The sequence below is a fragment of the Azospirillum sp. UENF 112521 genome, assembly GCF_058780665.1.
The window spans coordinates 2406034-2431419 of sequence record NZ_JBSNCI010000002.1 but is presented as its reverse complement, the minus strand read 5'-3'; the positions used below and the strand labels follow the sequence as shown (position 1 = coordinate 2431419).

The window sequence follows — 25386 nt, the reverse complement described above, 5'->3', positions numbered from 1 at the left end:
GCCCGGATGTCGGAAGGCGGCATGACCGGAGGATGTGCGATGCGGAATTTCCTGAAATACGAGGCGGTCACCACCATGGAACGCAATGCGGCGCTGACCGCGGTCGCCGATGCGCTGGGGGCGGCCGGGGGCTGGATCGTCGACCACACGCTGTTCTCCGACATCATGGCGACCATCCGCTTCGCGCTGCCGGGCGACCGGACCGGGATCTTCGAGGCAGCGCTGGCCGATGCCGGCCTGACCGTCGAGCCGGCGGCGGGGACTGCCGGTGCGGAGGAGGTGAACGGAGCGATCAGCCTGACCTTTGCCCGCGGATCCGGCGATCTGCGTCGGGACGTTCCCGCTTTTTCCTGATGCCTTCATTCCGGCCGGCGCAAACTTGTCCTCTGGCGTTACCGCTTTGGCATTGGTAAGACAGGCGCCATGAGCGACCTTGCCCGTCACATCGACACCCTGTCGCGCGCCAACGTGCTGTGCCTTGGCGACGTGATGCTTGACCGTTTCGTCTATGGTTCGGTGGACCGGGTGTCGCCGGAGGCGCCGATTCCCGTCCTGCGCGTGGACCGCGAAGTGCCCAAGCTGGGCGGCGCCGGCAATGTCGCGGCCAATCTGGTGGCGCTGGAGGCGGACTGCCGCTTCGTCTCGGTGGTCGGGCGCGACGGCGTCGGCACCGATCTGCTGGCCCTGCTGCGGCGCGAGGGCGTCAGCGACGGCGCCATCGTGATGGAGGACGGGCGCCAGACCACGGTGAAGACCCGCTTCATCGCCGGCCAGCAGCAGCTTCTGCGCACCGACATCGAGACGGTGGTGCCGATCACCGTGACCGACCGCGTGCTGGAGCGTGTGCGCGGCCTGCTGCCCGAGGTGGGCGGCGTCATCCTGTCCGACTATGGCAAGGGCGTGCTGACCGACGAGCTGGTGGTGGCGGTGATCGCCGCCGCGCGGCAGGCCGGGCGCACCGTGGTGGTCGATCCGAAGGGGCGCGACTACCGGCGCTATCGCGGGGCCGACATCGTCACGCCGAACCGCAAGGAGCTGATGGAGGCCACCGGCCTGCCGGCGCGCACCGACGAGGAGGTGATCGCCGCCGCCCGCCACCTGATCGCCACCTGCGGCATCGGCGCCGTCGTCGCCACCCGCAGCGAGCAGGGCATGTCGGTGGTGACCGCCGAGGATGCGGTGCACCTGCCGGCCGAGGCGCGCGAGGTGTTCGACGTGTCGGGCGCCGGCGACACCGTGGTGGCGACGCTGACCGCCGCGCTGTCGGTGGGGATCGATCTGGTCGATTCGGCGCGGCTTGCCAATCTGGCGGCCGGCATCGTGGTGGGCAAGGTCGGCACGGCGGTGGTCCGCTCGGCCGAACTGCTGTCCGGCCTGCACGAGCAGCAGTGGCGCCATGGCGAGGAGAAGGTGCTGACCCGCGACGCCGCGGCGGAACGGGCGGAGCGCTGGCGGCTGCGCGGCAAGCGGGTGGGCTTCACCAACGGCTGCTTCGACCTGCTGCATCCCGGCCATATCGCGCTGCTGAAGCAGGCCCGCGCCGCCTGCGACGTGCTGGTGGTCGGGCTGAACAGCGATGCGTCGGTGAAGCGGCTGAAGGGCGAAAGCCGGCCGGTCCAGAACGAGACGGCGCGCGCCACGGTCCTGGCGTCGCTGGGCTGCGTCGATCTGGTGGTGATCTTCGGCGAGGACACGCCGGAGACGCTGATTCACGCCCTGCGTCCCGACGTGCTGGTCAAGGGGGCCGACTACACCATCGCGACGGTGGTGGGGGCGGATTTCGTCCAGAGCTATGGCGGAAAAGTGGTGCTGGCCGATCTGGTCCAGGGACAGAGCACGACAAACACCATCAAGCGTATGAAGGGGTGAGACGATACGGCGGGCCGCGTCCGCCGGGATCGCATGTCGGCCCATCGCGATTGTCACTTGCAACCGCTCGGCCCATGCCCCAGTTAAGGGAGGTCGACGTTGCTCTGGGCTTTGTTATTCCGATCCGTCCTGCGGATTTGGGTCTCTTCCCCGAAGTGAAATTGATGCGCCTGCGCAACTTCGCGCGGGGGCAACGCCAGGAAGGGAACTGACCCATGGCTATCGGTACCGTCAAGTTTTTCAATTCGACCAAGGGCTTTGGCTTCATTCAGCCGGAAGACGGCACGGCCGACGTGTTCGTCCACATCTCCGCTGTCGAGCGCGCCGGCATCAGCAACCTCGGTGAAGGCCAGAAGCTGTCCTTCGACGCGATCCGCGATCCGCGCCGCGGCAAGGTTGCGGCCGAGAACCTGCGCGCGCTCTGAGCGCAGCAGGGTCGAAGAGAAAGGGCGGCTCCGGCCGCCCTTTTTTTGTACTGGAAATCGGGAGCGCCGCAGCCGGGACTGCTCGTCCCTGGCGCCGCATCTCTGCCTTTGGCGGTCCTGCCAATCGCATCTTTCGGCGGTTCGGCCCGATATGAGACTTGCTTGATGGTCTGCCTGCGGGCGTGACCAATTTCAGAAATGGATGGATATGAACGGTTTCAAGAATGCAGGGCTTTCGGAGCGTCTGAGCGCAGCCGCCGGCGCGAAGAAGGCACTGCTGGAAAAGTTCAAGGCGCAGCCCGGTGTGAACGATCCGATCTTCGCGGAGCGTGAAGAGGCCCGGCGGGCCGTCCGCATCGCCCGTGAGGCCCGCGAGGCCGAGCGCAATGCCGCGCGCGATGCCCGCAAGGCCGCCGAGCAGGAAGCGTTGAAGGCGGAACAGGCCGAGCAGGCTGCCCGCGAAGCGCTGGCGGTTCAGGGGCTTGCCGAGCAGGCCGAGCGCCAGATGGCTGCGGCGGCGGAGGCGAAAGCCGCCCGCGATGCCCGCTATGCCGCGCGCAAGGCCAGGAACCGCTGACGCGGATCGCGGGAGCCCGGCAACCGGTCCGACCCGCGGCACCGACCCTCTGACACAGCAATGGCCTCCCATGCGGTTCGGATCGAACGCATGGGAGGCCATTGCTTTTTGGGGTCGGCTCCGGGGGAGGTTCCCGGAGCCGCGAAGGCTTCGGGATTACATCTTCTTCTGGACGTTGTCGGCGCCGCGCTCGATGGCGCGACCGCCGGCCTGCACGTCCTGGCCGGCGCCCTCGACGGTGTTGCAGGCGGCCAGCGTGGTGCCCAGCAGGGTGCCCAGGACGGCGAGCAGGGCGAACTTCTTGATGGTGGTCATGGCGGTGGTCTCCGTTGCGGTGGCGCTGTGATGCCGTTTGAACGCAAGCGGGGCCGTAAAGGTTTCCGGAATCGGAAGGGGAGGGGACTTGCGCAAAAGGGGTGCCCTTCGCTTCCATGCCGCAATGGACTACATTGGCACTGTTCCCGAACGCCATTCGGATCGGAGACCGCCATGCCGCTCGCCCGCCGCTTCACCCCGCTGACGACCGTCGAGGAATTCCTGGCGATGGAGTTCCGGGACGACGCCCGGTATGAACTCGTCGATGGCGGGATCGTCGCTCAGGGCCATCCCAGCCGGGCGCATAGCACCCTGCAAGGCGCGCTGACACGCCGGATCGGCAATTCATTGGAAGACCGCAACCGTCGCACCGGCCAATCCTGTGTCGTTTTGCCGGAAGCCGGCGTCCGTCCGCATTTCGACCCGACGCACAATTACCGGGTCGCCGACCTCGCAGTGACCTGCGAACCCTTCAACCCGGAAATCCCCTACACCACCGCACCGGTGCTGCTGGTGGAGATCCTGTCGCCGACGGAGGAGAAGGCGCAGCGGGCCAAGCTGCACGCCTATGCCGCCATGCCGTCGGTGCGCGAGATCCTGTTCCTCAATTCGCGGGCCGTCCGGGCGGAACTGCACCGCCGCGATTCGGACGATCTCTGGCCCGCGGCACCCGAGGTGCTGGAGGAGGAGGGGCGGCTGGTGCTGGAGACCGCCGGTCTCGACATGCCGCTGGCGGAGCTTTACCGCGACCTCGGCTTCTGACCTCCCACCATCGGGCAACCCTGCCTCCAGAGACGAAGTGTCCCGTTGCCACGGGGCGTGAGCGCGGGCATAAATCGCCCCGCGGATGATCCCGCGCGCCCTCCCCGCTGGATGGGACGGCTTTTGGCAACGAGCAAGAATGGCGAAAGGAAAGCCTCTCATGGCTGAAAGCACTTTTGACGTCGTTGTGATCGGCGGCGGCCCCGGCGGGTATGTCTGCGCGATCCGCGCGGCGCAGCTCGGCTTCAAGGTCGCCTGCGTCGAGAAGCGGGGGACGCTGGGCGGCACCTGCCTGAACGTCGGCTGCATCCCGTCCAAGGCTCTGCTGGCGGCGTCGGAGAAGTTCGAGGAAGCGGCCCACGGCCTCGCCAAGTTCGGCATCAAGGTCGGCGGCGTCGAACTCGACCTGCCGGGCATGCAGGCCCACAAGGACAAGGTCGTCAAGGACAACGTCACCGGCATCGAGTTCCTGTTCAAGAAGAACAAGATCGCCTGGCTGAAGGGTGCCGGCAAGATCACCGCCGCCAACACCGTCGAGGTCGAGGGCGTCGGCGCCATCACCGCGTCGAAGGCGATCGTCATCGCCACCGGCTCCGACGTGACCCCGCTGCCGGGCATCGCCATCGACGAGAAGCGCGTGGTGTCCTCCACCGGCGCCCTGTCGCTGCCGGAGGTGCCGAAGCATCTGGTCGTCATCGGCGGCGGCGTGATCGGTCTGGAGCTGGGCTCGGTCTGGGGCCGGCTGGGCGCCAAGGTGACGGTGGTCGAGTATCTCGACCGCGTGCTGCCGACCATGGACAACGAGCTGTCCAAGCAGGCCCAGCGCATCTTCGCCAAGCAGGGCATGGACTTCAAGCTGAGCACCAAGGTGACCGGCGCGTCCGTGACCGAGACCGGCGTGAGCCTGACGGTCGAGCCCGCCGCCGGCGGTGCCGCGCAGACCATCGAGGCCGACACCGTCCTGGTCGCCATCGGCCGCCGCCCCTACACCGAGGGCCTCGGCCTGGAGGCGGTGGGCGTCGAGCTGGACCGCGGCCGCGTCAAGATCGACCACCACTTCCAGACCAACGTGCCGGGCATCTACGCCATCGGTGATGTGGTCGAAGGCCCGATGCTGGCCCACAAGGCCGAGGAGGAGGGCGTCGCGCTCGCCGAGCAGCTGGCCGGCCAGAAGAGCCACGTCAACCACGACCTGGTTCCCGGCGTCGTCTACACCTGGCCGGAAGTCGCCGCCGTCGGCAAGACCGAGGAGCAGCTGAAGGCCGCGGGCGTCGCCTACAAGGCCGGCAAGTTCCCGTTCACCGCCAACGGCCGCGCGCGTGCCGGCGGCAACACCGACGGCTTCGTGAAGATCCTGTCGGATGCCGCCACCGACAAGGTGCTGGGCGTCCACATGATCGGCCCGAACGTGTCGGAGATGATCGGCGAGCTGGTGCTGGCCATGGAGTTCAGCGCGTCGGCCGAAGACGTCGCCCGTACCTGCCACGCCCACCCGACCTTGTCGGAAGCGGTCAAGGAAGCGGCGCTGGCGGTGGACGGGCGTCCGCTGCACATCTGATCCCTGACAGCCGATCTGCGGGCTGCAAGGTTCGTAACGATGAAAGGCTCCTTCACCGGCCGGTGGAGGAGCCTTTCGTATTTTCGCGATCAATCAGCCCGTCACGCCGCGCGGATCGTCGACAGGAAGCCGTTCACCGCGCTGCGCAGGCGGCCGGCATCGTTGGCGAGCTGGCCGGAAACCGACAGGACGTTCTCGGCGGAGTGGCCGGCCTCGACGGCGGCGCTGCGGACATCGGCGATGGTCTTGGTCACCTCCTGGGTGCCGCTGGCCGCCTGTTGGACATTGCGGGCGATCTCGGCGGTGGCGGAGCCCTGTTCCTCCACCGCGGCGGCGATGGCGGTGGAGATCTCGTCGATCTGGGCGATGATGCCGCCGATGCCCTTGATGGCGCCGGCGGTCTCGCCGGTGACCCGCTGCATGCCGGTGACGTGGCCGGCGATCTCCTCCGTCGCCTTGGCGGTCTGGCTTGCGAGGCTCTTCACCTCCTGGGCGACCACGGCGAAGCCCTTGCCGGCCTCTCCGGCGCGGGCGGCCTCGATGGTGGCGTTCAGCGCCAGCAGATTGGTCTGGCTGGCGATGTCCTGGATCAGCTGCACCACGGTGCCGATCTTCTCCGCCGCCTCCGTCAGGCTCAGGACCTGGCCGTTGGCCTGCTGGGCGGCCTCGACCGCCTCGCGGGCGATCTGGGCGGAACGGTTGACGCGCTCGCCGATCTCCTGGATCGAGGCCGACAGCTCCTCGGTCGCGCTGGCAACGGTCTGAACGTTGCTGCTGGCATCCTGGGAGGCGGTGGCGACCACGCCGGCCTGCTGGCTGGTCTGGGTCGCGGTGGCGGTCATCGTCTGGGCGGTGCCGGTCATCGACTGGGCGGCGCGGTCGACGCCGTCCACCACGTTCATCACCTGGGCTTCCAGAGTGTCGGCCAGCTGCAGCATGGCCTTGCGGCGCTCGGCGTCGGCCTTGGCCTGATCCTCCGCCCGCTGGTCGATCATCCGCTTCAGCTCGGCCATCATCTTGCGCAGGGCCTCGGCCAGCGCGCCGACCTCGTCGGATTGCCGGATGTCCAGCGTCTGGTCGAAGCGGCCGGCGGCGATGCCCTCGGCGAAGGCGACGCTGGCGCGGATCGGCCGGGCGACGCCGCCGGCGACCACCCACATCACCGCGACGGCACCGAGCGCGACCAGGGCGCCGACGGAGACCTGCCAGAGGATGTTAGAATTGGCCCGCTCCCCCAACTCCATGGACAGCGCCATGCCGTCGGCCAGCACGATGTCCTTCGGCACCTGGACCAGAACGGCCCACGGCTTCTCGGTGTTGCCGAGCGTGATGGGAGCGAAGCTGCGCAGCATGTTGGTGGAGGCTTCGATGTCGACATGCGGCTTGCCCGCCTGGACGCTCGCCAGATCGGCCTGCCAGGAGACGTCGAAGGTGGAGATCGACTGGCCGATCAGGTCGGGCCGGGCACTGTGGGCGACGATCAGACCCATGTTGCTGATGATGACCACTTGGCTGCGGCCGTTGAAAACCGCGGCGCTGACCTTGGTCGACAGCTGCTGGACGAAGTCGAGGTTGAAGTCGGCGCCGGCCACGCCGCGGAACTTGCCGCCGATGACCACCGGAACCGATAGGGTCGCCAGGAACACCTGCTTGCCCTGCACGATGTAGGGCAAGGGGTCGAGCACGCTTTCCCGCCCGGTCTCCTGCGGGCCGATGTACCAGCCGCCCTTCATCACGCCGTTGGGATGACGGTCGCGGCTGTCGTACTCGACCAGCGGCTGCATGGCGATGCGGCCGTTCTGGTCGCGGTTCCAGTAGGGGATGAAGCGGCCGGTGGCGTCGGTGCCGGTCTCGCGGCGGCCCCGGAACTCCTCGTCCCGGCCATCGAGCGCGTCGGGCTCCCAGGCCGAATAGGTGCCGTTGAACAGCGGGTTGCGCTTCAGCACCGACAGCAGCACGCCGTTGAAGGCTTCGCGCCGCCGGTCCGGCGGGACATGGCCGGGCGCCCCGTCGTCGGCGAGGCTGGAGAAGCCGGTCGCCATCGTCCGCGCGGCATTCAGCGCGGTGTCGAACTCCGACCGCAGCAAGCCGGCCTGGGTCGCTGCGAGATTCTGCAGGGACTCCGTCGTCTTGCTTTCGAGGATCCGTTCGACGTTCCCGGTGACGAACTCATTGCTTGAGCGGGTCGACAGTACGGCGAAGCCGACCAGCACGGCGACGGTGCCTGCCAGGCAGAAGCCCGACAGCATCGCAATCTTGGATTGGATGGATTTCGTCTGCATAAAGTCTTTCCCCCGGCTTCTCCGCATGGATAGAGGGGACTGTCGATCTTCAAAATTAACGGCAGATTAACGAGAGTTAGGGGGTAAAACCTCGTCTTCGGGACTTAAGTATTAAGTCCGAGTTGTTCTATAGGATAATTTAAAGAAATTGCCTTAGGAGGTTTAAAAGCTTTGAGCGGTAATTTTATATCAATTGATGGATCTTGTCGTGAGCTTCGGGATTCAGCCATCTGGCCCACCGCATGTGACGCGGCCATAGGTTCAGAAATGAATACCCCAATATGCGCAGACGCTTAGAGGCGGAGAGCGTCAGCCCTTGCGCGCCCGCGGATGGGCATTGCGATACACGTTCATCAGCTGCTCGTTCTCGACATCCGTATAGCGCTGGGTCGTGGAGAGCGACGCGTGGCCGAGCAGATCCTGGATGGCGCGCAGGTCGCCGCCGTCCGCCAAAAGGTGTGTCGCGAAACTATGCCGCAGGGCGTGCGGGGTGGCGCTGTCCGGCATGCCCATCAGGGCGCGCAGCTTCTGCATCTGGTGCTGGGCGACGCTGGCGTTCAGCCGGCCGCCGCGGGTGCCGACGAACAGCGGGCCGTCGGGCGCGAGCGTAAAGGGGCAGGACTCGATGTAGGCGCGCACCGCCTCCGTCACCGCCGGCAGGACCGGGATCATGCGGTCCTTGCGCCCCTTGCCGGTGACGCGCAGCGTGTCGCCCAACGGGGCGTCCTTGCGCGCCAGTCCCAGCGCTTCGGAAATGCGCAGGCCGCAGCCGTAGAGCAGGGTGAACAGGGCGCGGTCGCGCTTGCCGATCCAGGGCTCCTCGCGGTCGCGCTCGGCCTCCTCCAGCAGGCGGTCGGCGTCGATCTCGGTCAGCGGACGCGGGGCCGGGCGCTTGACCTTCGGGGTCGCCAGCGTGGCGACGGCGGGGTTGTGCAGACGCCCACTGCGGTCGAGCCAGCGGAACAGGTTGCGCACCGCCGCCAGCTTGCGTGCCCGGCTGGCCCCGACCAGCCCGTCCATCGCCAGCCTGGACATCCAGGCGCGGAAATCCGCCGCCTTCAGGTCGCCCAGGTCGTTCAGTGAGGGCGGCGAGCCGCCGCGGAATTCGGTAAGGAAGCGCAGGAACTCGCCCACATCGGCGGTGTAGGCCGACAGGGTGTGGCGGGAGACCGCCTTCTCGCTCTCCATCCAGCGCCGCCAATGGGCGAGCACATCCTGGACGTCGGGCTTGGCGGAGAACCCCAAGCTTGGAACGCCGGGCACAGGTTCGGTCACGCCGGCAGCTCCAGCCAGCCGCGGATCACCCGCTCGATCACGCGGGCGAGGAAGCCCACCAGTTCGGTGCCCTGGCCGTTGTGGAAGGTGTCGGGCTCGCGGCTGCCGAAGGCGAGCAGCCCGTCCGGCGTCTCGCTGGAGACCTGGATGCGGATCAGCGCCTCCGACCGGACGAGGCCGGCGCCGGGGCCGTAGATCTCGGGATCGCCCTGGATGTCGGTGTTCAGCACCACGTCGGCGCGGCCCAACCGGTCGGCGATGGCGCCCGGCTCCACCACCCGCACGCCGGAGCGGTGGACATGGGGGATGTCGGTGCCGTTGGATTCGATGACCAGACAGGCGACGTCGAGGTCGAGCAGGACCGCGAGGTCGGTGGTGATGGTCTGGATCAGCTGTTCGAAGCTCTGGGCGTCGAGCAGGAACAGCACCGCGGCATGGATGCGGTTCTGGCTGTTCAGGTTGGCCCGGCTGGTGCCGATCAGCTCGCGCTGTTGGTCCTTGAGGGTGCGGACCTCGGCGCGCAGCCGGTCGACCATGAAGGCCTGGAGGTCCACCACCCCACGCCCGCGGTCGAGCGACGGCGGGGTCAGGTGGTGGACCAGATCGGCGTTCTGGGCCAGGAAGTCCGGGTGCTTCCGCAGGTAGGCGCGGACATCCTCCGAAGAGAGCGTCGACGCCTGATGCGGCGGGTGGCCCGGTTCGCGGCCCCTGTCGGCCATGATCGCTCCGGCCCGCCTTACAGGATCGACTGGCCGGTCTTCTTCCAGTCCTCGACGAACTGGGAGAGACCCTTGTCGGTCAGCGGGTGGTTGAACAGCTGCTTCAGCACCGACGCCGGCGCGGTCACGACATGGGCGCCCAGGCGGGCGGCCTTGACGATGTGCATCGGGTTGCGGATCGAGGCGACCAGCACCTCGGTCTTGAAGGCGTCGTAATTGTTATAGATCTCACAGATGTCCTTGATGATGCCCATGCCGTCCTGGCCGATGTCGTCCAGGCGGCCGACGAAGGGCGACACGAAGCTGGCGCCGGCCTTGGCCGCCAGGATCGCCTGGGCGGGGGAGAAGCACAGCGTGACGTTGACCATCGTCCCTTCGGACGAGATGATCTTGCAGACCTTCAGGCCGGCCGGGGTCAGCGGCACCTTCACCGCGACGCGGTGGGAGATCTTGGCGATCTTGTGGGCTTCGGCGAGCATGGTCTCGAAGTCGGTGGACGCCACCTCGGCGCTGACCGGACCGTTGACGACGTCGCAAATCTCGGCCACGAGGTCGAGGAATTGACGGCCGGACTTGGCGATCAGGGAGGGGTTGGTGGTAACACCGTCCAGCAGACCGGTATCGGCCAGATCGCGGATCTCGGCGATGTCGGCGGTGTCGACGAAGAACTTCATGACGAAGGGTCCATGCTTGCTGATGTTGACCGGAACCGGCCGCGCCGGAAAGCTGACCGACGCGCCGTCCCGCCCGGTGCCCGGGACATGAGGCCACTCTAGCCGATGCGTTCGATTTCCGCCAGTTCCGCCCCGGGCTTTCAGGGGGATCTTCTTGGGGACGCGCCCGAAACGGGGCAGCCCGAAGGCGATTCCGCAGCAAATTCCGCAGATTTCCCGGCGAAGCCGCAGCAGCGCGGGCCGGACCGCCGCGTCGCCGTGCTGCTGCCGCTGCCCTTGCGCGAGGCCTACGACTACCGCGTGCCCGACGGACTGGAGCTGGTTCCCGGCGATTTCGTCGAGGTGCCGCTGGGGCCGCGCCGGCTGATCGGCGTCGTCTGGGGGCCCGGTGCCGGGACGGTGGATTCCGGCCGGCTGAAGGCGGTGGTGCGCCGGTTCGACGTGCCGCCGATGACCGAGGTCGGCCGCCGCTTCGTCGAATGGGTCGCCGCCTACACCATGACGCCGCCGGGCTTCGTCCTGCGCATGGCGGTCAGCGTGCCGTCGGCGCTGGAGCCGCCCAAGCCGATGCTGGCCTATCTGCGCAAGCCGGATGCGGAACCGCCGCCCGGCTTCAAGATGACCGACCCGCGCAAGCGCATCCTGGCCCTGCTGGCGGATGGCCCGCCCCGCACCCCGGCGGAACTGGCGGAGGAGGCCGGCTGCGGCGTGACGGTGGTGCGCGGGCTGGCCGAGGCCGGGCTGCTCGACCCGGTCATGCTGCAACCGACGCGGCTCGGCCGGCCGGACTGGCGCCGGCCCGGACCGACCCTGTCGGCGAACCAGCAGGGGGCGGCCGACGATCTGCGCGAGCGGGTGACCTCGGGATGCTATTCCACCGTCCTGCTCGACGGCGTCACCGGATCGGGCAAGACGGAGGTCTATTACGAGGCGATCTCCGCGGCGCTGGAACAGGGCAAGCAGGCGCTGGTGCTGCTGCCGGAGATCGCGCTGTCGGCGCAATGGCTCGACCGCTTCGCCCGCCGCTTCGGCGCACCGCCGGCGGAGTGGCATTCGGAACTGACCGGGGCGCAGCGCCGCGACACCTGGCGCGCGGTGTCGAAGGGCGAGGTGCCGGTGGTGGTGGGCGCCCGCTCGGCGCTGTTCCTGCCCTATCCCGATCTCGGCGTCATCGTCGTCGACGAGGAGCACGACTCCGCCTACAAGCAGGAGGAGGGGGCGATCTACCATGCCCGCGACATGGCGGTGGCGCGGGCGCATCTCGGCGGGTTGCCGATCGTGCTGGTGTCGGCCACGCCGTCGCTGGAGACCAAGGTCAACGCCGACAGCCACCGCTATGCCCGGATCGAACTGCCGTCCCGCCATGGCGGCGCCGTGCTGCCCGACGTGGAACTGGTCGATCTGCGGCGCGACCGCCCGCCCGCCCGGCACTGGCTGGCGCCCAGCCTGCGCAAGGCGCTGACCGACACGCTGGCCGGCGGCGAACAGGCGATGCTGTTCCTGAACCGCCGCGGCTATGCCCCGCTGACCCTGTGCCGCGCCTGCGGCCACCGCATGCAATGCCCGAACTGCACGGCCTGGCTGGTCGAGCACCGGCTCGCCCGCAAGCTGCAATGCCACCATTGCGGTTTGCAGCAGCCCTTGCCCCATGCCTGCCCGGACTGCGGCGAGGAAGGGACGATGGCCGCCTGCGGTCCCGGCGTGGAGCGCATCGCCGAGGAGGTGGCGGAGCTGTTCCCCGACGCCCGTGCCGCCATCATGGCGTCCGACACCCTGCACGGCCCGCGCGCCATCCAGGAGATGGTCGAGAGCATCGGCCGGCATGAGCTGGACATCATCATCGGCACCCAGGTGATGGCGAAGGGCCACCATTTCCCGATGCTGACGCTGGTCGGGGTGGTCGATGCCGACCTGGGGCTGAACGGCGGCGACCTGCGGGCGGCGGAGCGCACCTACCAGCTGCTGCATCAGGTGGCGGGACGTGCCGGGCGCGGCGAGCGGCCGGGCCGGGTGATGCTGCAGACCTTCATGCCCGAGCATCCGGTGATGCAGGCGCTGGCCGCCGGCGACCGCGACGGCTTCTATCAGCTGGAGGCGGAGATGCGGCTGGAGGCCGGCATGCCGCCCTTCGGCCGGCTGGCGGCGCTGATCGTGTCGGGCGAGGACCCGACTCTGGTGGAGCGGGTGGCGATGGCGCTGGGCCGCGCAGCGCCGCGCAGCGACACCGTCCATATATTGGGGCCGGCCCCGGCGCCGCTGGCCCTGCTGCGCGGGCGGCACCGCCGCCGCCTGCTGATGAAGGCGCCGCGCAGCACCCAGGTGCAGCCGCTGATCGCCGAGTGGCTGGACAGGGTGGAGATCCCGCCGGCCATCCGCGTGCAGATCGATGTCGATCCCTACAGCTTCCTTTAGCCGCGGTTAAGGCGACCGGACCATGCTGCGGCGAATTGACACGATGCGGTCCCGCGGACGGCCCGGCATGGCACCTGTGACGTTTGGTCCATTGCACAGCGCGGGGCATGGTATTACCACGGCAGGGATGGTTCCGAATCGAAACATCCCTGCCGGGATGAAACCCGCGGAGCCGAACGTCACAGGGACAGGTTCGGGCTGATGGTCGGCATGCTCTCCAAGCTTCGTCTGCGCGTTCAGCGGCAAACCCTGCTGACCGTGCTGCCGGTTCTTCTGCTGCTGGTGGTCATCGCGTTCGCCGCCGGCGCTCCGGCCCGCACCCGCGGCACCGACGCCGAGGCGCTGACGATGATCGACCGTGCCCAGCAGCTGCTGGAGCGGATCGGTCCGGACGCGGCGGCCGAAGCGTTTGCCGGCCATGATAGCGCTTTCACCGACCGTGACCTCTACCCGATGCTGCTGGACGACAAGGGCGTGATGGTCGCCCATGGCTGGACCGCGACGCTGAACGGGTCGAACCTGAACGAGTTGCACGACATCGAGGGCAAGCCCTTCATCCGCGAGGCACTGGACGGGGTGGCGCGCGACGGGCGGACCGACGTCACCTATCGATGGATCGATCCGCTGACGGGGCAGGTCGCGCGCAAGACGATGCACGCCCGCCGTCTGGTGCTGAACGGCAAGCCCTACATGCTGGCGGTCGGCGTCTATCGCTGAAGTCTTTGTGAAACCGGTGCGGCGGGTTGCCGCACGTCACTTTTTTACATGGTGAAATTTCGGGATGGCCGCCGCTCCCGGCCTGAAGCGGATCAGAAAATCCGCGGGCGGCGCGGGCGCCAGATCGACAGGCAGTCCGCGGCGCTGTCGGCGGCGCCGATGCCGTACCAGCCCGACCGGTCATGGAAGGACAGATTGTAGCGGCCCTTGGCGTCGCGCTCGAAGCGGAAGACGGGGCGGTCGACCTCCGGCAGCAGCACCAGAAGCCGGTCATGATCGCGTCCCGACTCGCGCAGCACACCGGCCCAATGGCCGTCGCGGATCTTCGGTTCGGCCACGGCGGCGAAGGCGTCCATATCGTCAGGGGTGAAGCGGGCGCGGCAGAACTGGATGATTTTCGCCCCGCGCTCTTCCCCGCGGGAGCCGGCGCCGGCGGCGGTGTCCGCGTCGGCAGTCGCAACAATGTCGGTCGTCGGCTGGATGGTCATCGCGGATAAGGTCCCTGGTCGCCTGGAGCGGCTGCGGCGGGGCAAAATGACGGGAAACCAAGGTCGGATCGCCCACCCGCGCGGTTCCGGCCGACCGTGGATCAGATTGGTTAACCTTGAATTAAACAGGCAATAGGGCCACATCGAAGTCACAGCCGGTATGACCAGTCGAGCTCGACTCGAGTCCTCGGCGAACGCAGTTGCGACCAATGATTCCGCAGTTGCTCAAAACGCCGCAGCCAAATTGTCCAGACCCCGTTGCGTGGGCGCGATTCCTGTGATATTGGACCGCTCGCTTTCGCGGCCGGGGTGTTTGTGCCTCGGGTTGACACCCTATAAGGCCGCCGAATTCACCGTCTACCGAACTCAATTCGAGGGATCAGGTGGCATCCGAAGGAACAGGCGTATCCGAACTCGCCGCGCGTTACTCCATCGCGCTGTTCGAGCTTGCGGACGAAAACCAGGCGTTGGACACGGTCGCGAGCGATCTGACCACGCTGAAGCAGATCCTGGCCGAGAGCGCTGACCTCCGTCGCCTCGTCCGCAGCCCCGTCATCAGCCGCGCCGATCAGGGCAAGGCCATGGCCGCTGTCCTGGACAGCGCCGGCGTGTCCGATCTGACCAAGCGCTTCATCGGGCTGGTGGCGGCCAACCGCCGCCTGTTCTCGATCGACGGCATGATCGAAGGCTTCCTGGCCGAACTGGCCCGGCGCCGCGGCGAGGTCACGGCGCAGGTCACCTCGGCCCAGCCGCTGAGCGATGCCCAGCGCAACGCCGTCATCGACGCGCTCAAGGCGTCCATCGGTTCCAAGGTGCTGGTGAACACCTCCGTCGATCCGGAGTTGATCGGCGGCATGATCGTTAAGTTCGGCTCGCGCATGGTCGATACCTCGGTGCGAACGAAGCTGAACAAATTGCAACTCGCCATGAAGGCCTCAGGGGGATCAGTCTGATGGATATCCGCGCCGCAGAAATCTCTGCGATCCTCAAGCAGCAGATCGCGAATTTCGGGACCGAGGCGGATGTCGCCGAGGTTGGTCAGGTCCTGTCGGTGGGTGACGGCGTCGCCCGCGTGCACGGCCTGGACAACGTCCGCGCCGGCGAAATGGTCGAGTTCCCGGGTGGCCTGCAGGGCATGGCGCTGAACCTCGAGACCGACAATGTCGGTATCGTGATCTTCGGCGACGACCGCGGCATCAAGGAAGGCGACACCGTCAAGCGCACCGGCACCATCGTCGACGTTCCGGTCGGCCGTGGCCTGCTGGGCCGCGTCGTGGACGGCCTGGGCAACCCGATCGACGGCAAGGGCCCGCTGGTCGACGTCACCCGCACCCGCGTGGAAGTGAAGGCCCCCGGCATCATCCCGCGCAAGTCGGTGCACGAGCCGATGCAGACCGGCCTGAAGGCCGTCGACAGCCTGGTTCCGATCGGGCGCGGCCAGCGCGAGCTGATCATCGGTGACCGTCAGACCGGCAAGACCGCCGTCGTCATCGACACCTTCCTGAACCAGAAGCCGATCAACCAGGGCGACGACGAGAGCAAGAAGCTCTACTGCATCTACGTCGCCGTCGGCCAGAAGCGCTCCACCGTCGCCCAGATCGTCAAGACCCTGGAAGACGCCGGCGCCATGGAATACTCCATCGTCGTCGCCGCCACCGCGTCGGAGCCGGCTCCGCTGCAGTTCCTGGCGCCGTACACCGGCTGCACGATGGGCGAGTATTTCCGCGACAACGGCATGCACGCCCTGATCGTGTACGACGATCTGTCCAAGCAGGCCGTCGCCTACCGCCAGATGTCGCTGCTGCTCCGCCGTCCGCCGGGCCGCGAAGCCTATCCGGGCGACGTGTTCTACCTCCACAGCCGCCTGCTGGAGCGCGCCGCCAAGATGGGCGACGCCCATGGCAACGGCTCGCTGACCGCCCTGCCGGTCATCGAAACCCAGGCCGGCGACGTGTCCGCCTACATTCCGACCAACGTGATTTCGATCACCGACGGTCAGATCTTCCTGGAAACCGGCCTGTTCTACAAGGGCATCCGCCCCGCCATCAACGTCGGTCTGTCGGTGAGCCGCGTCGGCTCCGCCGCCCAGATCAAGGCGATGAAGCAGGTCGCCGGCACCATCAAGATGGAACTCGCGCAGTACCGCGAGATGGCCGCCTTCGCCCAGTTCGCCTCGGACCTCGACGCCTCGACCCAGCGCCTGCTGGCCCGTGGCGCCCGTCTGACCGAGCTGCTGAAGCAGGGCCAGTTCCAGCCGCTGCCGGTTGAAGAGCAGGTCGTGTCGATCTTCGCCGGCGTGAAGGGCTACCTGGACGCCATCAAGGTCGAGGACGTCAACCGCTTCGAGGCCAAGTTCCTGTCGGAAATCCGCGCCAAGGGCGCCGATATCCTGGCGGCGATCCGCACCGACAAGCAGATCACCTCGGCGACCGAAGAGAAGCTGAAGGCTTTCCTCGACGGCTTCGCCAAGGTCTTCGCCTGACCGACCGCGCGCGGGGGCGGGAAACCGCCCCCCACCGTCTTGAAGAGACGGTCACGGAACGACCTCGAGCGGAATTGAAGGGCCGGCATGCCTAACCTCAAGGACCTAAAGAACCGGATCGCGAGCGTCCAGTCGACGCGCAAGATCACCTCGGCCATGAAGATGGTTGCGGCTTCCAAGCTGCGCCGCGCCCAGGAGCAGGCGGAAGCCAGCGGTCCCTACGCGGAGCGTATGGGCCGGATGCTGTCGTCCCTGGCCGCCAACGTGCAGGACAGCGGCAACGGGCCGAAGCTGATGACCGGGACGGGCGCCGACAAGGTGCATCTGCTGGTCGTCATCAGCTCAGACCGTGGTCTGTGCGGCGCCTTCAACGGCTCCATCGTCCGCGAGGCCAAGCGCCAGATCACGCGCCTGCAGGGCGAGGGCAAGACCGTCAAGGTGCTGACCGTCGGCCGCAAGGGCCGCGACCAGCTGCGCCGCGAGTTCGCCTCGCTGATCGTCGAGAGCTACGAGGATGTCGGCCGCCGCCGGCTCGGCTTCAGCGACGCCGACATGGTGGCGACGAAGGTGCTGGCGATGTTCGACGCCGGCGAGTTCGACGTCTGCTCGGTCGTCTTCAACAAGTTCAAGTCGGCGATCTCCCAGATCGTCACGGTTCAGCAGCTCATTCCGTTCGCCGTCCCCGGCGAGGCGGTCGCGGCCACCGACGAGGTGAAGCCGCTCTATGAGTTCGAGCCGGACGAGGAGCAGATCCTCGCCGAACTGCTGCCGCGCAACCTGTCCATCCAGATCTACCGCGCCCTCCTGGAGAGCGCCGCGTCCGAGCAGGGCGCCCGGATGACCGCGATGGACAACGCGACGCGCAACGCCGGCGACATGATCAACAAGCTGACGATCACCTACAATCGGACGCGCCAGGCCTACATCACCAAGGAGCTGATCGAGATCATCTCCGGTGCCGAAGCCCTGTAACGGCAGCATCCGACACGTAGGGCCAAGCCCATTTGCGCCGGCGACGGCATACCGACACTTACCGAGTTCCTAGGGAGCTTTACTCCATGGCCACCACCAATTCTGTCGGCAAGATCACGCAGGTCACGGGCGCCGTCGTGGACGTGCAGTTCAACGGCGACCTGCCGGCGATCCTGAACGCCCTGCACACCCAGAACGACGGCAAGACCCTCGTTCTGGAAGTGGCGCAGCACTTGGGTGAGAGCACGGTCCGCACCATCGCCATGGACAGCACCGACGGTCTGGTGCGCGGCGCCGAGGTGACCGACACCGGCGCTCCCATCGCCGTGCCGGTCGGCCCGGAGACGCTGGGCCGCATCATCAACGTCATCGGCGAGCCGATCGACGAGCGCGGTGCGGTCAACGCCGCCCGCTCGCTGCCGATCCACCGTCAGGCCCCGGACTTCGTCGACCAGTCGACGGACGCCGAAGTGCTGATCACCGGCATCAAGGTCATCGACCTGCTGGCTCCCTACGCCAAGGGCGGCAAGATCGGCCTGTTCGGCGGCGCCGGCGTCGGCAAGACCGTGACGATCATGGAGCTGATCAACAACGTCGCCAAGGCGCACGGCGGTGTGTCGGTGTTCGCCGGCGTGGGTGAGCGTACCCGCGAGGGCAACGACCTCTACCACGAGATGATCGAGTCGGGCGTCATCAAGCTCGACGGCCCGGGCTCCAAGGTGGCCTTGGTGTACGGTCAGATGAACGAGCCGCCGGGTGCCCGCGCCCGCGTCGCGCTGAGCGGCCTGACCCTCGCGGAGTACTTCCGCGACGAGGAAGGCCAGGACGTGCTGTTCTTCGTGGACAACATCTTCCGCTTCACGCAGGCCGGTTCGGAAGTGTCGGCTCTGCTGGGCCGCATCCCGTCGGCGGTGGGCTACCAGCCGACGCTGGGCACCGACATGGGCGCCCTGCAGGAGCGCATCACCTCGACCAAGAAGGGCTCGATCACCTCGGTGCAGGCCATTTACGTGCCCGCCGACGATCTGACCGACCCGGCCCCGGCCGCCTCCTTCGCCCACCTGGACGCCACCACGGTGCTGTCGCGCTCGATCGCCGAAATGGCCATCTTCCCGGCCGTGGACCCGCTCGACTCGACCAGCCGCATCCTCGACCCGCGCGTCGTCGGTGAGGAGCACTACGGCGTCGCCCGTTCGGTGCAGAAGGTTCTGCAGACCTACAAGTCGCTGCAGGACATCATCGCCATCCTGGGCATGGACGAGCTGTCGGAAGAGGACAAGCTGGTCGTGGCCCGCGCCCGCAAGATCCAGCGCTTCCTGTCGCAGCCGTTCCACGTCGCCGAGGTGTTCACCGGCACCCCGGGCGTGCTGGTCCCGCTCGAGGAGACCATCAAGGGCTTCAAGGGCATCGTGAACGGCGACTACGATCACCTGCCGGAGGCCGCCTTCTACATGGTCGGCACCATCGACGAGGCGATCGCCAAGGCCAAGAAGCTGGCCGCCGCCTGATCCCCACAAGGGATCGCGGCATTCCGGCCCGGCTCGATCATTCTTGAGGAAGCCGGACGGAAATCGACATCAGCACACCCCCTCCCCCCGTCAGCGGGGGAGGGGGTTCCTATGAAGAGGCACCAGGAAACCCATGGCCGATAAAGTCGAATTCGAGCTGGTCTCGCCGGAAAAGCTGCTGAAGTCGCAGCCCGTGGACATGGTCGTGGTGCCGGGTTCGGAAGGCGATTTCGGCGTGCTCGCCGGTCATTCGCCGATGATCTCGACCGTGCGTCCGGGTGTCATCGACGTCTATGAAGGCGACCGCATCGTCGACCGCGTCTTCGTCGCCGGCGGCTTCGCCGAGGTCACCGAGGCCCGCTGCACCGTCCTGGCCGAGGAAGCGGTTGCGCTGACCGACCTGGACCGCGCCGCGGTCGAGAAGCAGATCAAGGACCTGTCCGAGGATCTGGACGACAGCAAGTCCGACGCCGAGCGGGCCGCCACGGAGTCCAAGCTGGCCGTCGCGCGGGCCAAGCTGGACGCGCTGAGCCAGGGCTCCGCTCACTGAGTGGCAGCGGCCGTCGGCCCGGCATGCCTGGCAAACGGCGTATATCTCTTCGGTCGAACGGGCGGCTTGGGTCTCCAGGCCGCCCGTTTGCGTTGCGACTCGGTTGCATCGCGGTGAAGACCGACTACATTCCAAGGCCTGAACCGTGAACCCTGCCGCACCCGATGGGCAGGTGGGGACACAGGCACCAGAGAACCCTTTCCCGATATGACCCGGCCGCGGAGATGCGGCCCAAAACGAGGCGGTAGAGCGGAACATGGCGCGTGCGCATTGGCGGATCGACGAGCTTCCCTGGGACCGCTTCGATGCCGGGAAGATCGACCCCGATCTGGTTCCCCTGATCAAGGCGGCGGCCCTGGTGGAATTCAACGCCGACGACTACACCGCCTATCTGTGCAACGTCTTCAACGACGATCCGGAATTTCAGGAGACCGCCCGCGGCTGGGCGGTGGAGGAGGTCCAGCATGGCGAGGCGCTTGGGCGCTGGGCCGAGCTGGTCGACCCGACCTTCGACTTCCGGGCGGCGGTCGAGCGCTTCCGCGCCGGCTATCGCGTGCCGATCGACCTCGACGCCTCGGTCCGCGGCTCGCGTACCGGCGAGATGATCGCCCGCTGCATGGTGGAGACCGGCACCAGCTCCTACTACGCCGCCATCGGCGATTCGACCGACGAGCCGGTGCTGAAGGAGATCTGCCGCAACATCGCCGCCGACGAACTGCGCCACTACAAGATCTTCTACACCTACGCCAAGAAGTATCTGGACCGCGAAGGGCTGAACAAGGTCCAGCGGCTGAAGGTGGCGCTGTCGCGCATCGGTGAGTCGGAGGACGACGAGCTGGCCTATGCCTATTACGCGGCCAACGCGCCGGCCGACGCCGTCTACGAGCACAAGCTCTACAACGCCGCCTACAAGCGCCGGGCGTTCGGCCGCTATCGCCGCAAGCATGTCGACCGCGCCATCGCCATGCTGTTCAAGGCCTGCGGGTTGAAGCCGCACACCCGGCTTTGCAGCATGGCCTCGCGCGGGGCCTGGTGGTTCATCGACCGCCAGGCACGGAAGCTGGCGGCGCAGGCTGTCTGATGCTGTCCGAACAGCCGGGTGGCCCCCCGGCTGTGGTTCTTTGCCGGGAGGATGGTACTTTCTGTCGCTTTCCCGGGAGACAAAATAAGGAACAAACTGCGGCTGCGACAGAATATCACCCGGTTCAGGTGATGGTGATGTGAGAAGGCCGAAGACATTCAGCTGATGTCTTCTGGTTGGGTCGATATGCTCGATTGAGCATTCCGGCTGCATGAAGTGGATTTTGTTGCCGTCATAGGCTTTGTCCACTTGTCGTATCCAACTTGCTGCTGATCTCCTTTTAGGCGGACTCCGAGATCCAGGCGCGCGGGCTTTGCGTAACGGTGGCTATGAGCTTGTCCGTTCGCATGCCGATGGGTGGTTGCCGCCGATGATCCGTTTCCACGTTCCAGCCTTCCTCCTGCTTCTGGCGGGCGCAGCCGCTCTGCCGGTGGCCGCGTCCGGTGCCGGGGATCCGGCAGAACCGGTCGCCGCAGTGTTCGCGCCCGGTACGACGCTTGCCGAAGCGATGGACCATGTGCTGGCGGCCGGTGGTGTTCCGCTGCGTGGCGGCCCCTTCGCAAACATCGTCGTCGCGAGGTCGGCCGACCCGGACTTCGCCGTCTCCCTGCATCTGCATGGCGCCTGGCTGCTGCTCGATCCGATTCTCGCTGGATGCGCGGACCTGCGCCGTCTGCCGTCATGACCCTGAGGTCTTCCATGAACAATCTCGACCGACTGCGCTCCGCCAGTGAGCGGGCGATGCTCGCCTATCTGTGGAGCTATGTGCCGATCCTGGCCGCATTCTCCTGGTCGATGGGCCGCGGCTGGGTCGTTCCGGTGCTGGCGCTGTTGGTCGCGGCCGCTGCCACGCTCGGCCGGTTCTCCGGCAACGGCGCCTCGCGACGCAGCCTGTCGGCAGTCGCGCTGATGCTGCAGAGCGCCCTGGTCGTCGCGGTGGGGCAGGGCCAGCCCTGGCAGGTCGATCTGCATTTCCTGTTCTTCGCCAATCTGGCGGCGCTGATCGCCTTCATCGACGTCGGCGCGCTGGTGATGGCGACGCTGGCCGTGGCCGCGCATCATCTGGTCCTGAACTTCGCCCTGCCCTATGCCCTGCTGCCGGAGGGCGGGAACCTGTTGCGGGTGCTCTACCACGCGGTCGCGGTGCTGATCGAGGTGGCGGTCCTGGTCACGGTCGCCTGGAAAGGGCAGGGGCTGCTGAACAGGCTGGAGGCGACGCTGGACACCGCCGAGGAGGCCCGCCGCCGCGCCGAACTGCTGGCTGCCGAACAGCGGGCGTCGGAAGACCGGGCAGGCGATGAGCGCCGGCGTGCCCTGAGCGAGGTGGCCGGCAAGCTCCAGGCGGTGATCGGCGCCTCTGCGGGACAAATCCTCACGGCATCCGATGCACTGAGCGGCGATTCCCAGGCCGTCGCCTCCACCATCGGCAGCACGCGTGTCCAGCTGGCGGACGCCCTGCGCTCCATCGGCGGGGCGGTGGAGCGGGTGCATGACATGACACTGGCGGCGGATCAGCTTGCCGGATCGACCGGCATCATCCGCGGGCAGCTCGACCGCGCCACCGGCATCGTCTCCACCGCTAGCCGGCAGGCGGAGGCGACGCGGACCATCGTGTCGTTGCTGGAAAACACCGCCGCCCAGGTGGAGGACATCACCCGGCTGATCGGCGACATCGCCGGCCAGACCAATCTGCTGGCGCTGAACGCCACCATCGAAGCGGCGCGGGCGGGGGAAGCCGGCAAGGGCTTCGCCGTCGTGGCGGGGGAGGTCAAGCAGCTGGCGAGCCAGACCGCGCGGGCGACCGACGACATCGCCCGGCAGGTGGCGGATATCCAGGCCTCGTCCAGGCGAACCGCCCGGGCTATCGGGGAGATCGTCGACACCATCGGCAGCATGAACGAGGTGACGCTCGGCATCGCCGGCGCCGTCGAGCAGCAGGGCATCGCCGCCCAATCAATCATCGGCCAGATCCAGACCTCGGCGCAGGAAGCCCGCGGTCTGGCGGCCACGGTCGAGGGGGTGCGCGCGGTGGCCGACGGCTCCGGCTCCGCGGCCGAGGCGATGGAGCGGCGCCTCGATGTGGTGCGCCGCAGTGCAGCCCAGCTTCAGAGCGAGGTGGCATCGCTTGCCATTTCAATCCGGGCGGCGTGAAAGAGCCGGAACCGGTTGGGACGGGGCTGGCGGCCGCTGGTGGACTGCGCTACGCCTTTCGTTCCAACCATCACCACTCAAACGGGGTTCCGGAGACATGAAGCTCTATTACAAGCCGGGTGCCTGCTCGCTGTCGCCGCACATCGTCCTGTGCGAGGCCGGGCTGCCCTTCGAGCTGGTCAAGGTCGATCTCGTGACCAAGACGCTGGCCGACGGCAGCGATTTCCGCGCGGTGAACCCGAAGGGGCAGGTGCCGACCCTGGCGCTCGATGAGGGCGGCATCCTGACCGAGGGTGCGGTGATCGTGCAGTACATCGCCGACAAGGCGCCGGCCAGCGGCCTGATCCCCGCGGTCGGCACGATGGAGCGCTACCGCGTGCAGGAACTGCTGAACTTCATCGGGTCGGAACTGCACAAGGGCGTCGTCCCGCTGTTCCCGATGCTGAACGACGTGGTGTCCGACACCCATCGCCAATTCGCCACCAAGGTCCTGAGCGGCAAGCTGGCGGTGCTGGACCAGCAGCTTGCGGGCAAAGCCTACCTGACCGGCGACAGCTTTACCGTTGCCGACGCCTATGCCTACACGGTGCTGAGCTGGCTGCCGCGCATCAAGTTCGACCTGTCGCCCTTCCCGAACCTGACGGCCTTCGCCGAACGCGTCGCCGCCCGTCCGGCGGTGCAGGCGGCACACGCCGCCGAAGCCCAGGGCTGAGCGCCGGCCGGTCTTGATGAGGACCGGATAGAAAAAGGCCCCGTCTCGGCGAGAGACGGGGCCTTTTCCTTGATGACAATCCGCGGTCAGGCGGCGTTGGGCTTGCGCCGCATCGGGGTGTTGCCGCCGGGAGTGCCGGCCGCGCGCGGCGCCTGCTTGCCGCTGCCGTTGCCATGGCTGTTGCCATGCGACACGGCGTGCGGGGCCGGGCGGCGGTCGTGGCGGTTCTGGTCGTTGCGGGCGGCGTCCGGACGCGGGGCGCCGGCCGGCTTTCCGGCCTTCTGCGGCGCCTTGGCGGGCTGCTGGACAGCCTTGGGTGCCGCCTTCGGCGCGGCGGGACGGGCCTGCTGCTGGTTGCGGTTGTTCTGGTTGCGGTTGCTGCCCGGCGCCTTGGGGCGGGGCGGCGGCTTGGACGAGGCGTGGATCTGCGCCACCTCCACCGCATGGTAGGGATGGGTGGTGTCGGCCGGGATCGGCTGGCGGATCGTCTTCTCGATGTCCTTCAGATAGCCGACCTCTTCATGGTCGCAGAAGGACACTGCACTGCCGTCGGTGCCGGCGCGCGCGGTCCGGCCGATGCGGTGGACGTAGCTTTCCGGCTCGTTCGGCAGGTCGAAGTTGATGACGTGGCTGATGCCGTCGATGTCGATGCCGCGTGCGGCGATGTCGGTCGCCACCAGCGCCCGCAGCTCGCCGTTGCGGAAGCTCTCCAGCGCGCGGACGCGGGCCGACTGCGACTTGTCGCCATGGATGGCGTCGGCGGTGATGCCGGCCTTCTTCAGGTGGTCGGCGATGCGGTCGGCGCCATGCTTGGTGCGGGCGAAGACGATGGTGCGGGCCATCGCCGAATCCTCCAGCAGGTCGGCCAGCAGGCGGCGCTTGTCGGCACGGTCGACGAACAGGACGCGCTGGTTGATGCGCTCCACCGTGGTCGACTGCGGCGTCACCTCGATGCGCTCGGCATCGGTCAGGATGCTGTTGGCGAGATCCACCACCGCGTCGGGCATGGTGGCGGAGAACAGCAGGGTCTGCCTGTCCTTCGGCAGCACCGCGACCACCTTCCGCACGTCGCGGATGAAGCCCATGTCGAGCATGCGGTCGGCCTCGTCGAGGACGAAGAACTCGATGGTGCCGAGGTTGACGTGGTTCTGCGCCATCAGGTCGAGCAGGCGGCCGGGGGTGGCGATCAGCACCTCGACGCCGCGGGCGATGGCGGAGACCTGCGGGCTCTGGCCGACGCCGCCATGGATGACGGTGCGGCGGATCGGCAGATGGCGGCCGTAGGTGGTGAAGCTGTCGCCGATCTGCAGCGCCAGTTCGCGCGTCGGGGTCAGGATCAGCACGCGGGGCGACTTGGCGGCCACGCGCTTCTTGTTCTGGAACAGCCGCTGCAGGATCGGCAGCGTGAAGGCGGCGGTCTTGCCGGTGCCGGTCTGGGCGAGGCCGAGCACGTCGCGGCCGGCCAGCAGCAGCGGGATGGCGCCGGCCTGGATCGGCGTGGCCGTGGAGTAGCCTTCCTCGGCGACGGCGCGCAGAAGAGGCTCGATCAGGCCGAGGCCGGAAAATTCGGTCATGGAAGTGATGGTCCTGGTCACCAGAATGGGGGCCGCGCCAGGAGGGAGCGGCCGGGCTTGCGCGCTCCGCGGCGGGTTGGCGCGGAGCCGTCGGGCGGCGGGCGATCGGGCGCGCGCAAGTCCTGCGCGGCGCCGGGCGCCGTCCGACCCCGGACAGATAGGGCCGATGGCTTGATTTGGCAAGCAAACTCGGCGCGCGGCAGGGGTGCGCCGTGCCGGTTCGCCCGGACAAGCGGAGGCTTGGCGGCAGGAAAGGGGCGCGGACCGGCTCCGCTCTCTTGCG

The 25386-nt window shown here is 67.7% G+C and carries 24 protein-coding genes; 17 read left to right on the top strand and 7 right to left on the bottom strand.

The annotated features are described in order from the left end of the window. The first annotated feature begins 39 nt into the window (after positions 1-39). The 4 genes from ACWPN8_RS13885 to ACWPN8_RS13870 all read left to right on the top strand — a co-directional run bounded on the left by ACWPN8_RS13885 (position 40) and on the right by ACWPN8_RS13870 (position 2871). Complete coding sequence (locus ACWPN8_RS13885) at positions 40-354, top strand: hypothetical protein (protein ID WP_109445429.1); 315 nt, start codon at positions 40-42, stop codon at positions 352-354. Between the two features lie 69 nt (positions 355-423). Next, positions 424-1869 (top strand): D-glycero-beta-D-manno-heptose-7-phosphate kinase, encoded by a 1446-nt coding sequence (gene rfaE1 / locus ACWPN8_RS13880; RefSeq protein ID WP_109445430.1) that lies wholly within the window; start codon positions 424-426, stop codon positions 1867-1869. Between the two features lie 215 nt (positions 1870-2084). Continuing rightward, positions 2085-2294, top strand: coding sequence for a cold-shock protein (locus ACWPN8_RS13875; RefSeq protein WP_109052004.1), 210 nt, complete (start codon positions 2085-2087; stop codon positions 2292-2294). Positions 2295-2502: 208 nt separating this feature from the next. Continuing rightward, positions 2503-2871: a DUF6481 family protein gene (locus tag ACWPN8_RS13870; protein WP_492241149.1), complete on the top strand. Its 369-nt coding sequence runs from the start codon at positions 2503-2505 to the stop codon at positions 2869-2871. Between the two features lie 156 nt (positions 2872-3027). On the opposite strand, the gene ACWPN8_RS13865 is transcribed toward ACWPN8_RS13870, so the two are convergent. Beyond that, entirely contained in the window at positions 3028-3186 is a 159-nt protein-coding gene (locus tag ACWPN8_RS13865) for an entericidin A/B family lipoprotein (RefSeq protein WP_042692070.1), read from the bottom strand. Positions 3187-3360: 174 nt separating this feature from the next. On the opposite strand from ACWPN8_RS13865, the gene ACWPN8_RS13860 reads away from it, so the two are divergent. Beyond that, on the top strand, positions 3361-3948 hold the full coding sequence (locus ACWPN8_RS13860; protein WP_492241148.1) for a Uma2 family endonuclease: 588 nt from the start codon (positions 3361-3363) through the stop codon (positions 3946-3948). Between the two features lie 160 nt (positions 3949-4108). Beyond that, positions 4109-5506, top strand: a complete 1398-nt coding sequence (lpdA, locus tag ACWPN8_RS13855; protein ID WP_109445433.1) for a dihydrolipoyl dehydrogenase — start codon at positions 4109-4111, stop codon at positions 5504-5506. A gap of 101 nt (positions 5507-5607) precedes the next feature. On the opposite strand, the gene ACWPN8_RS13850 is transcribed toward lpdA, so the two are convergent. The 4 genes from ACWPN8_RS13850 to fsa form a co-directional block, all read right to left on the bottom strand. Then, complete coding sequence (locus ACWPN8_RS13850; protein WP_109445434.1) at positions 5608-7788, bottom strand: methyl-accepting chemotaxis protein; 2181 nt, start codon at positions 7786-7788, stop codon at positions 5608-5610. A 309-nt stretch (positions 7789-8097) separates the two neighbouring features. After that, complete coding sequence (locus tag ACWPN8_RS13845) at positions 8098-9063, bottom strand: tyrosine recombinase XerC (RefSeq protein ID WP_492241147.1); 966 nt, start codon at positions 9061-9063, stop codon at positions 8098-8100. After that, positions 9060-9782, bottom strand: a complete 723-nt coding sequence (locus ACWPN8_RS13840) for a DUF484 family protein (RefSeq protein ID WP_109445436.1) — start codon at positions 9780-9782, stop codon at positions 9060-9062. Before ACWPN8_RS13840 ends, ACWPN8_RS13845 begins: the two co-directional genes overlap by 4 nt. A gap of 17 nt (positions 9783-9799) precedes the next feature. After that, positions 9800-10456, bottom strand: coding sequence for a fructose-6-phosphate aldolase (fsa, locus tag ACWPN8_RS13835; RefSeq protein ID WP_063635338.1), 657 nt, complete (start codon positions 10454-10456; stop codon positions 9800-9802). Positions 10457-10561: 105 nt separating this feature from the next. On the opposite strand from fsa, the gene ACWPN8_RS13830 reads away from it, so the two are divergent. Both ACWPN8_RS13830 and ACWPN8_RS13825 read left to right on the top strand, forming a co-directional pair. Next, positions 10562-12868: a primosomal protein N' gene (locus tag ACWPN8_RS13830; RefSeq protein ID WP_247872913.1), complete on the top strand. Its 2307-nt coding sequence runs from the start codon at positions 10562-10564 to the stop codon at positions 12866-12868. A gap of 210 nt (positions 12869-13078) precedes the next feature. Next, entirely contained in the window at positions 13079-13585 is a 507-nt protein-coding gene (locus ACWPN8_RS13825) for a cache domain-containing protein (RefSeq protein WP_246307125.1), read from the top strand. A 92-nt stretch (positions 13586-13677) separates the two neighbouring features. Here ACWPN8_RS13825 and ACWPN8_RS13820 read toward each other — a convergent pair whose 3' ends face one another. Continuing rightward, complete coding sequence (locus ACWPN8_RS13820) at positions 13678-14073, bottom strand: hypothetical protein (protein WP_109445438.1); 396 nt, start codon at positions 14071-14073, stop codon at positions 13678-13680. Positions 14074-14456: 383 nt separating this feature from the next. Between ACWPN8_RS13820 and ACWPN8_RS13815 the strand changes: the two genes are divergently transcribed. The 9 genes from ACWPN8_RS13815 to gstA all read left to right on the top strand — a co-directional run bounded on the left by ACWPN8_RS13815 (position 14457) and on the right by gstA (position 23529). Next, positions 14457-15026 carry a F0F1 ATP synthase subunit delta gene (locus ACWPN8_RS13815; protein WP_098739058.1) on the top strand — a complete coding sequence of 190 codons (570 nt, stop codon included), beginning with the start codon at positions 14457-14459 and terminating at the stop codon, positions 15024-15026. Next, entirely contained in the window at positions 15026-16555 is a 1530-nt protein-coding gene (gene atpA / locus ACWPN8_RS13810) for a F0F1 ATP synthase subunit alpha (protein ID WP_098739059.1), read from the top strand. The genes ACWPN8_RS13815 and atpA overlap by 1 nt, the downstream gene beginning before the upstream one ends. Positions 16556-16642: 87 nt before the next feature. Then, positions 16643-17527, top strand: a complete 885-nt coding sequence (locus ACWPN8_RS13805) for a F0F1 ATP synthase subunit gamma (protein WP_109048035.1) — start codon at positions 16643-16645, stop codon at positions 17525-17527. An 86-nt stretch (positions 17528-17613) separates the two neighbouring features. Further along, complete coding sequence (atpD, locus tag ACWPN8_RS13800; RefSeq protein WP_109445439.1) at positions 17614-19035, top strand: F0F1 ATP synthase subunit beta; 1422 nt, start codon at positions 17614-17616, stop codon at positions 19033-19035. A gap of 133 nt (positions 19036-19168) precedes the next feature. Beyond that, entirely contained in the window at positions 19169-19585 is a 417-nt protein-coding gene (locus tag ACWPN8_RS13795; protein WP_492241146.1) for a F0F1 ATP synthase subunit epsilon, read from the top strand. Positions 19586-19841: 256 nt separating this feature from the next. Beyond that, positions 19842-20666 (top strand): acyl-ACP desaturase, encoded by an 825-nt coding sequence (locus ACWPN8_RS13790; RefSeq protein ID WP_109445440.1) that lies wholly within the window; start codon positions 19842-19844, stop codon positions 20664-20666. Between the two features lie 370 nt (positions 20667-21036). Next, on the top strand, positions 21037-21351 hold the full coding sequence (locus ACWPN8_RS13785) for a hypothetical protein (RefSeq protein WP_109445441.1): 315 nt from the start codon (positions 21037-21039) through the stop codon (positions 21349-21351). A 14-nt stretch (positions 21352-21365) separates the two neighbouring features. Then, the gene (locus ACWPN8_RS13780; RefSeq protein WP_492241145.1) at positions 21366-22817 is read left to right on the top strand and encodes a methyl-accepting chemotaxis protein; all 1452 of its coding nucleotides are present in this window, start codon (positions 21366-21368) and stop codon (positions 22815-22817) included. Between the two features lie 97 nt (positions 22818-22914). Next, the gene (gene gstA / locus ACWPN8_RS13775) at positions 22915-23529 is read left to right on the top strand and encodes a glutathione transferase GstA (protein ID WP_109445443.1); all 615 of its coding nucleotides are present in this window, start codon (positions 22915-22917) and stop codon (positions 23527-23529) included. A gap of 86 nt (positions 23530-23615) precedes the next feature. Here gstA and ACWPN8_RS13770 read toward each other — a convergent pair whose 3' ends face one another. Further along, complete coding sequence (locus ACWPN8_RS13770) at positions 23616-25103, bottom strand: DEAD/DEAH box helicase (protein ID WP_109445444.1); 1488 nt, start codon at positions 25101-25103, stop codon at positions 23616-23618. Positions 25104-25386 lie beyond the last annotated feature (283 nt).

Excerpts from the sequence above, each read along its gene's own strand:
- ACWPN8_RS13885 (WP_109445429.1), top strand. The coding sequence starts at position 40 with ATGCGGAATTTCCTGAAATACGAGGCGGTCACCACCATGGAACGCAAT.
- rfaE1 (WP_109445430.1), top strand. The coding sequence starts at position 424 with ATGAGCGACCTTGCCCGTCACATCGACACCCTGTCGCGCGCCAACGTG.
- ACWPN8_RS13875 (WP_109052004.1), top strand. The coding sequence starts at position 2,085 with ATGGCTATCGGTACCGTCAAGTTTTTCAATTCGACCAAGGGCTTTGGC.
- ACWPN8_RS13870 (WP_492241149.1), top strand. The coding sequence starts at position 2,503 with ATGAACGGTTTCAAGAATGCAGGGCTTTCGGAGCGTCTGAGCGCAGCC.
- ACWPN8_RS13865 (WP_042692070.1), bottom strand. The coding sequence starts at position 3,186 with ATGACCACCATCAAGAAGTTCGCCCTGCTCGCCGTCCTGGGCACCCTG.
- ACWPN8_RS13860 (WP_492241148.1), top strand. The coding sequence starts at position 3,361 with ATGCCGCTCGCCCGCCGCTTCACCCCGCTGACGACCGTCGAGGAATTC.
- lpdA (WP_109445433.1), top strand. The coding sequence starts at position 4,109 with ATGGCTGAAAGCACTTTTGACGTCGTTGTGATCGGCGGCGGCCCCGGC.
- ACWPN8_RS13850 (WP_109445434.1), bottom strand. The coding sequence starts at position 7,788 with ATGCAGACGAAATCCATCCAATCCAAGATTGCGATGCTGTCGGGCTTC.
- ACWPN8_RS13840 (WP_109445436.1), bottom strand. The coding sequence starts at position 9,782 with ATGGCCGACAGGGGCCGCGAACCGGGCCACCCGCCGCATCAGGCGTCG.
- fsa (WP_063635338.1), bottom strand. The coding sequence starts at position 10,456 with ATGAAGTTCTTCGTCGACACCGCCGACATCGCCGAGATCCGCGATCTG.
- ACWPN8_RS13830 (WP_247872913.1), top strand. The coding sequence starts at position 10,562 with ATGCGTTCGATTTCCGCCAGTTCCGCCCCGGGCTTTCAGGGGGATCTT.
- ACWPN8_RS13825 (WP_246307125.1), top strand. The coding sequence starts at position 13,079 with ATGCTCTCCAAGCTTCGTCTGCGCGTTCAGCGGCAAACCCTGCTGACC.
- ACWPN8_RS13820 (WP_109445438.1), bottom strand. The coding sequence starts at position 14,073 with ATGACCATCCAGCCGACGACCGACATTGTTGCGACTGCCGACGCGGAC.
- atpA (WP_098739059.1), top strand. The coding sequence starts at position 15,026 with ATGGATATCCGCGCCGCAGAAATCTCTGCGATCCTCAAGCAGCAGATC.
- ACWPN8_RS13805 (WP_109048035.1), top strand. The coding sequence starts at position 16,643 with ATGCCTAACCTCAAGGACCTAAAGAACCGGATCGCGAGCGTCCAGTCG.
- atpD (WP_109445439.1), top strand. The coding sequence starts at position 17,614 with ATGGCCACCACCAATTCTGTCGGCAAGATCACGCAGGTCACGGGCGCC.
- ACWPN8_RS13795 (WP_492241146.1), top strand. The coding sequence starts at position 19,169 with ATGGCCGATAAAGTCGAATTCGAGCTGGTCTCGCCGGAAAAGCTGCTG.
- ACWPN8_RS13790 (WP_109445440.1), top strand. The coding sequence starts at position 19,842 with ATGGCGCGTGCGCATTGGCGGATCGACGAGCTTCCCTGGGACCGCTTC.
- ACWPN8_RS13785 (WP_109445441.1), top strand. The coding sequence starts at position 21,037 with ATGATCCGTTTCCACGTTCCAGCCTTCCTCCTGCTTCTGGCGGGCGCA.
- ACWPN8_RS13780 (WP_492241145.1), top strand. The coding sequence starts at position 21,366 with ATGAACAATCTCGACCGACTGCGCTCCGCCAGTGAGCGGGCGATGCTC.
- gstA (WP_109445443.1), top strand. The coding sequence starts at position 22,915 with ATGAAGCTCTATTACAAGCCGGGTGCCTGCTCGCTGTCGCCGCACATC.
- ACWPN8_RS13770 (WP_109445444.1), bottom strand. The coding sequence starts at position 25,103 with ATGACCGAATTTTCCGGCCTCGGCCTGATCGAGCCTCTTCTGCGCGCC.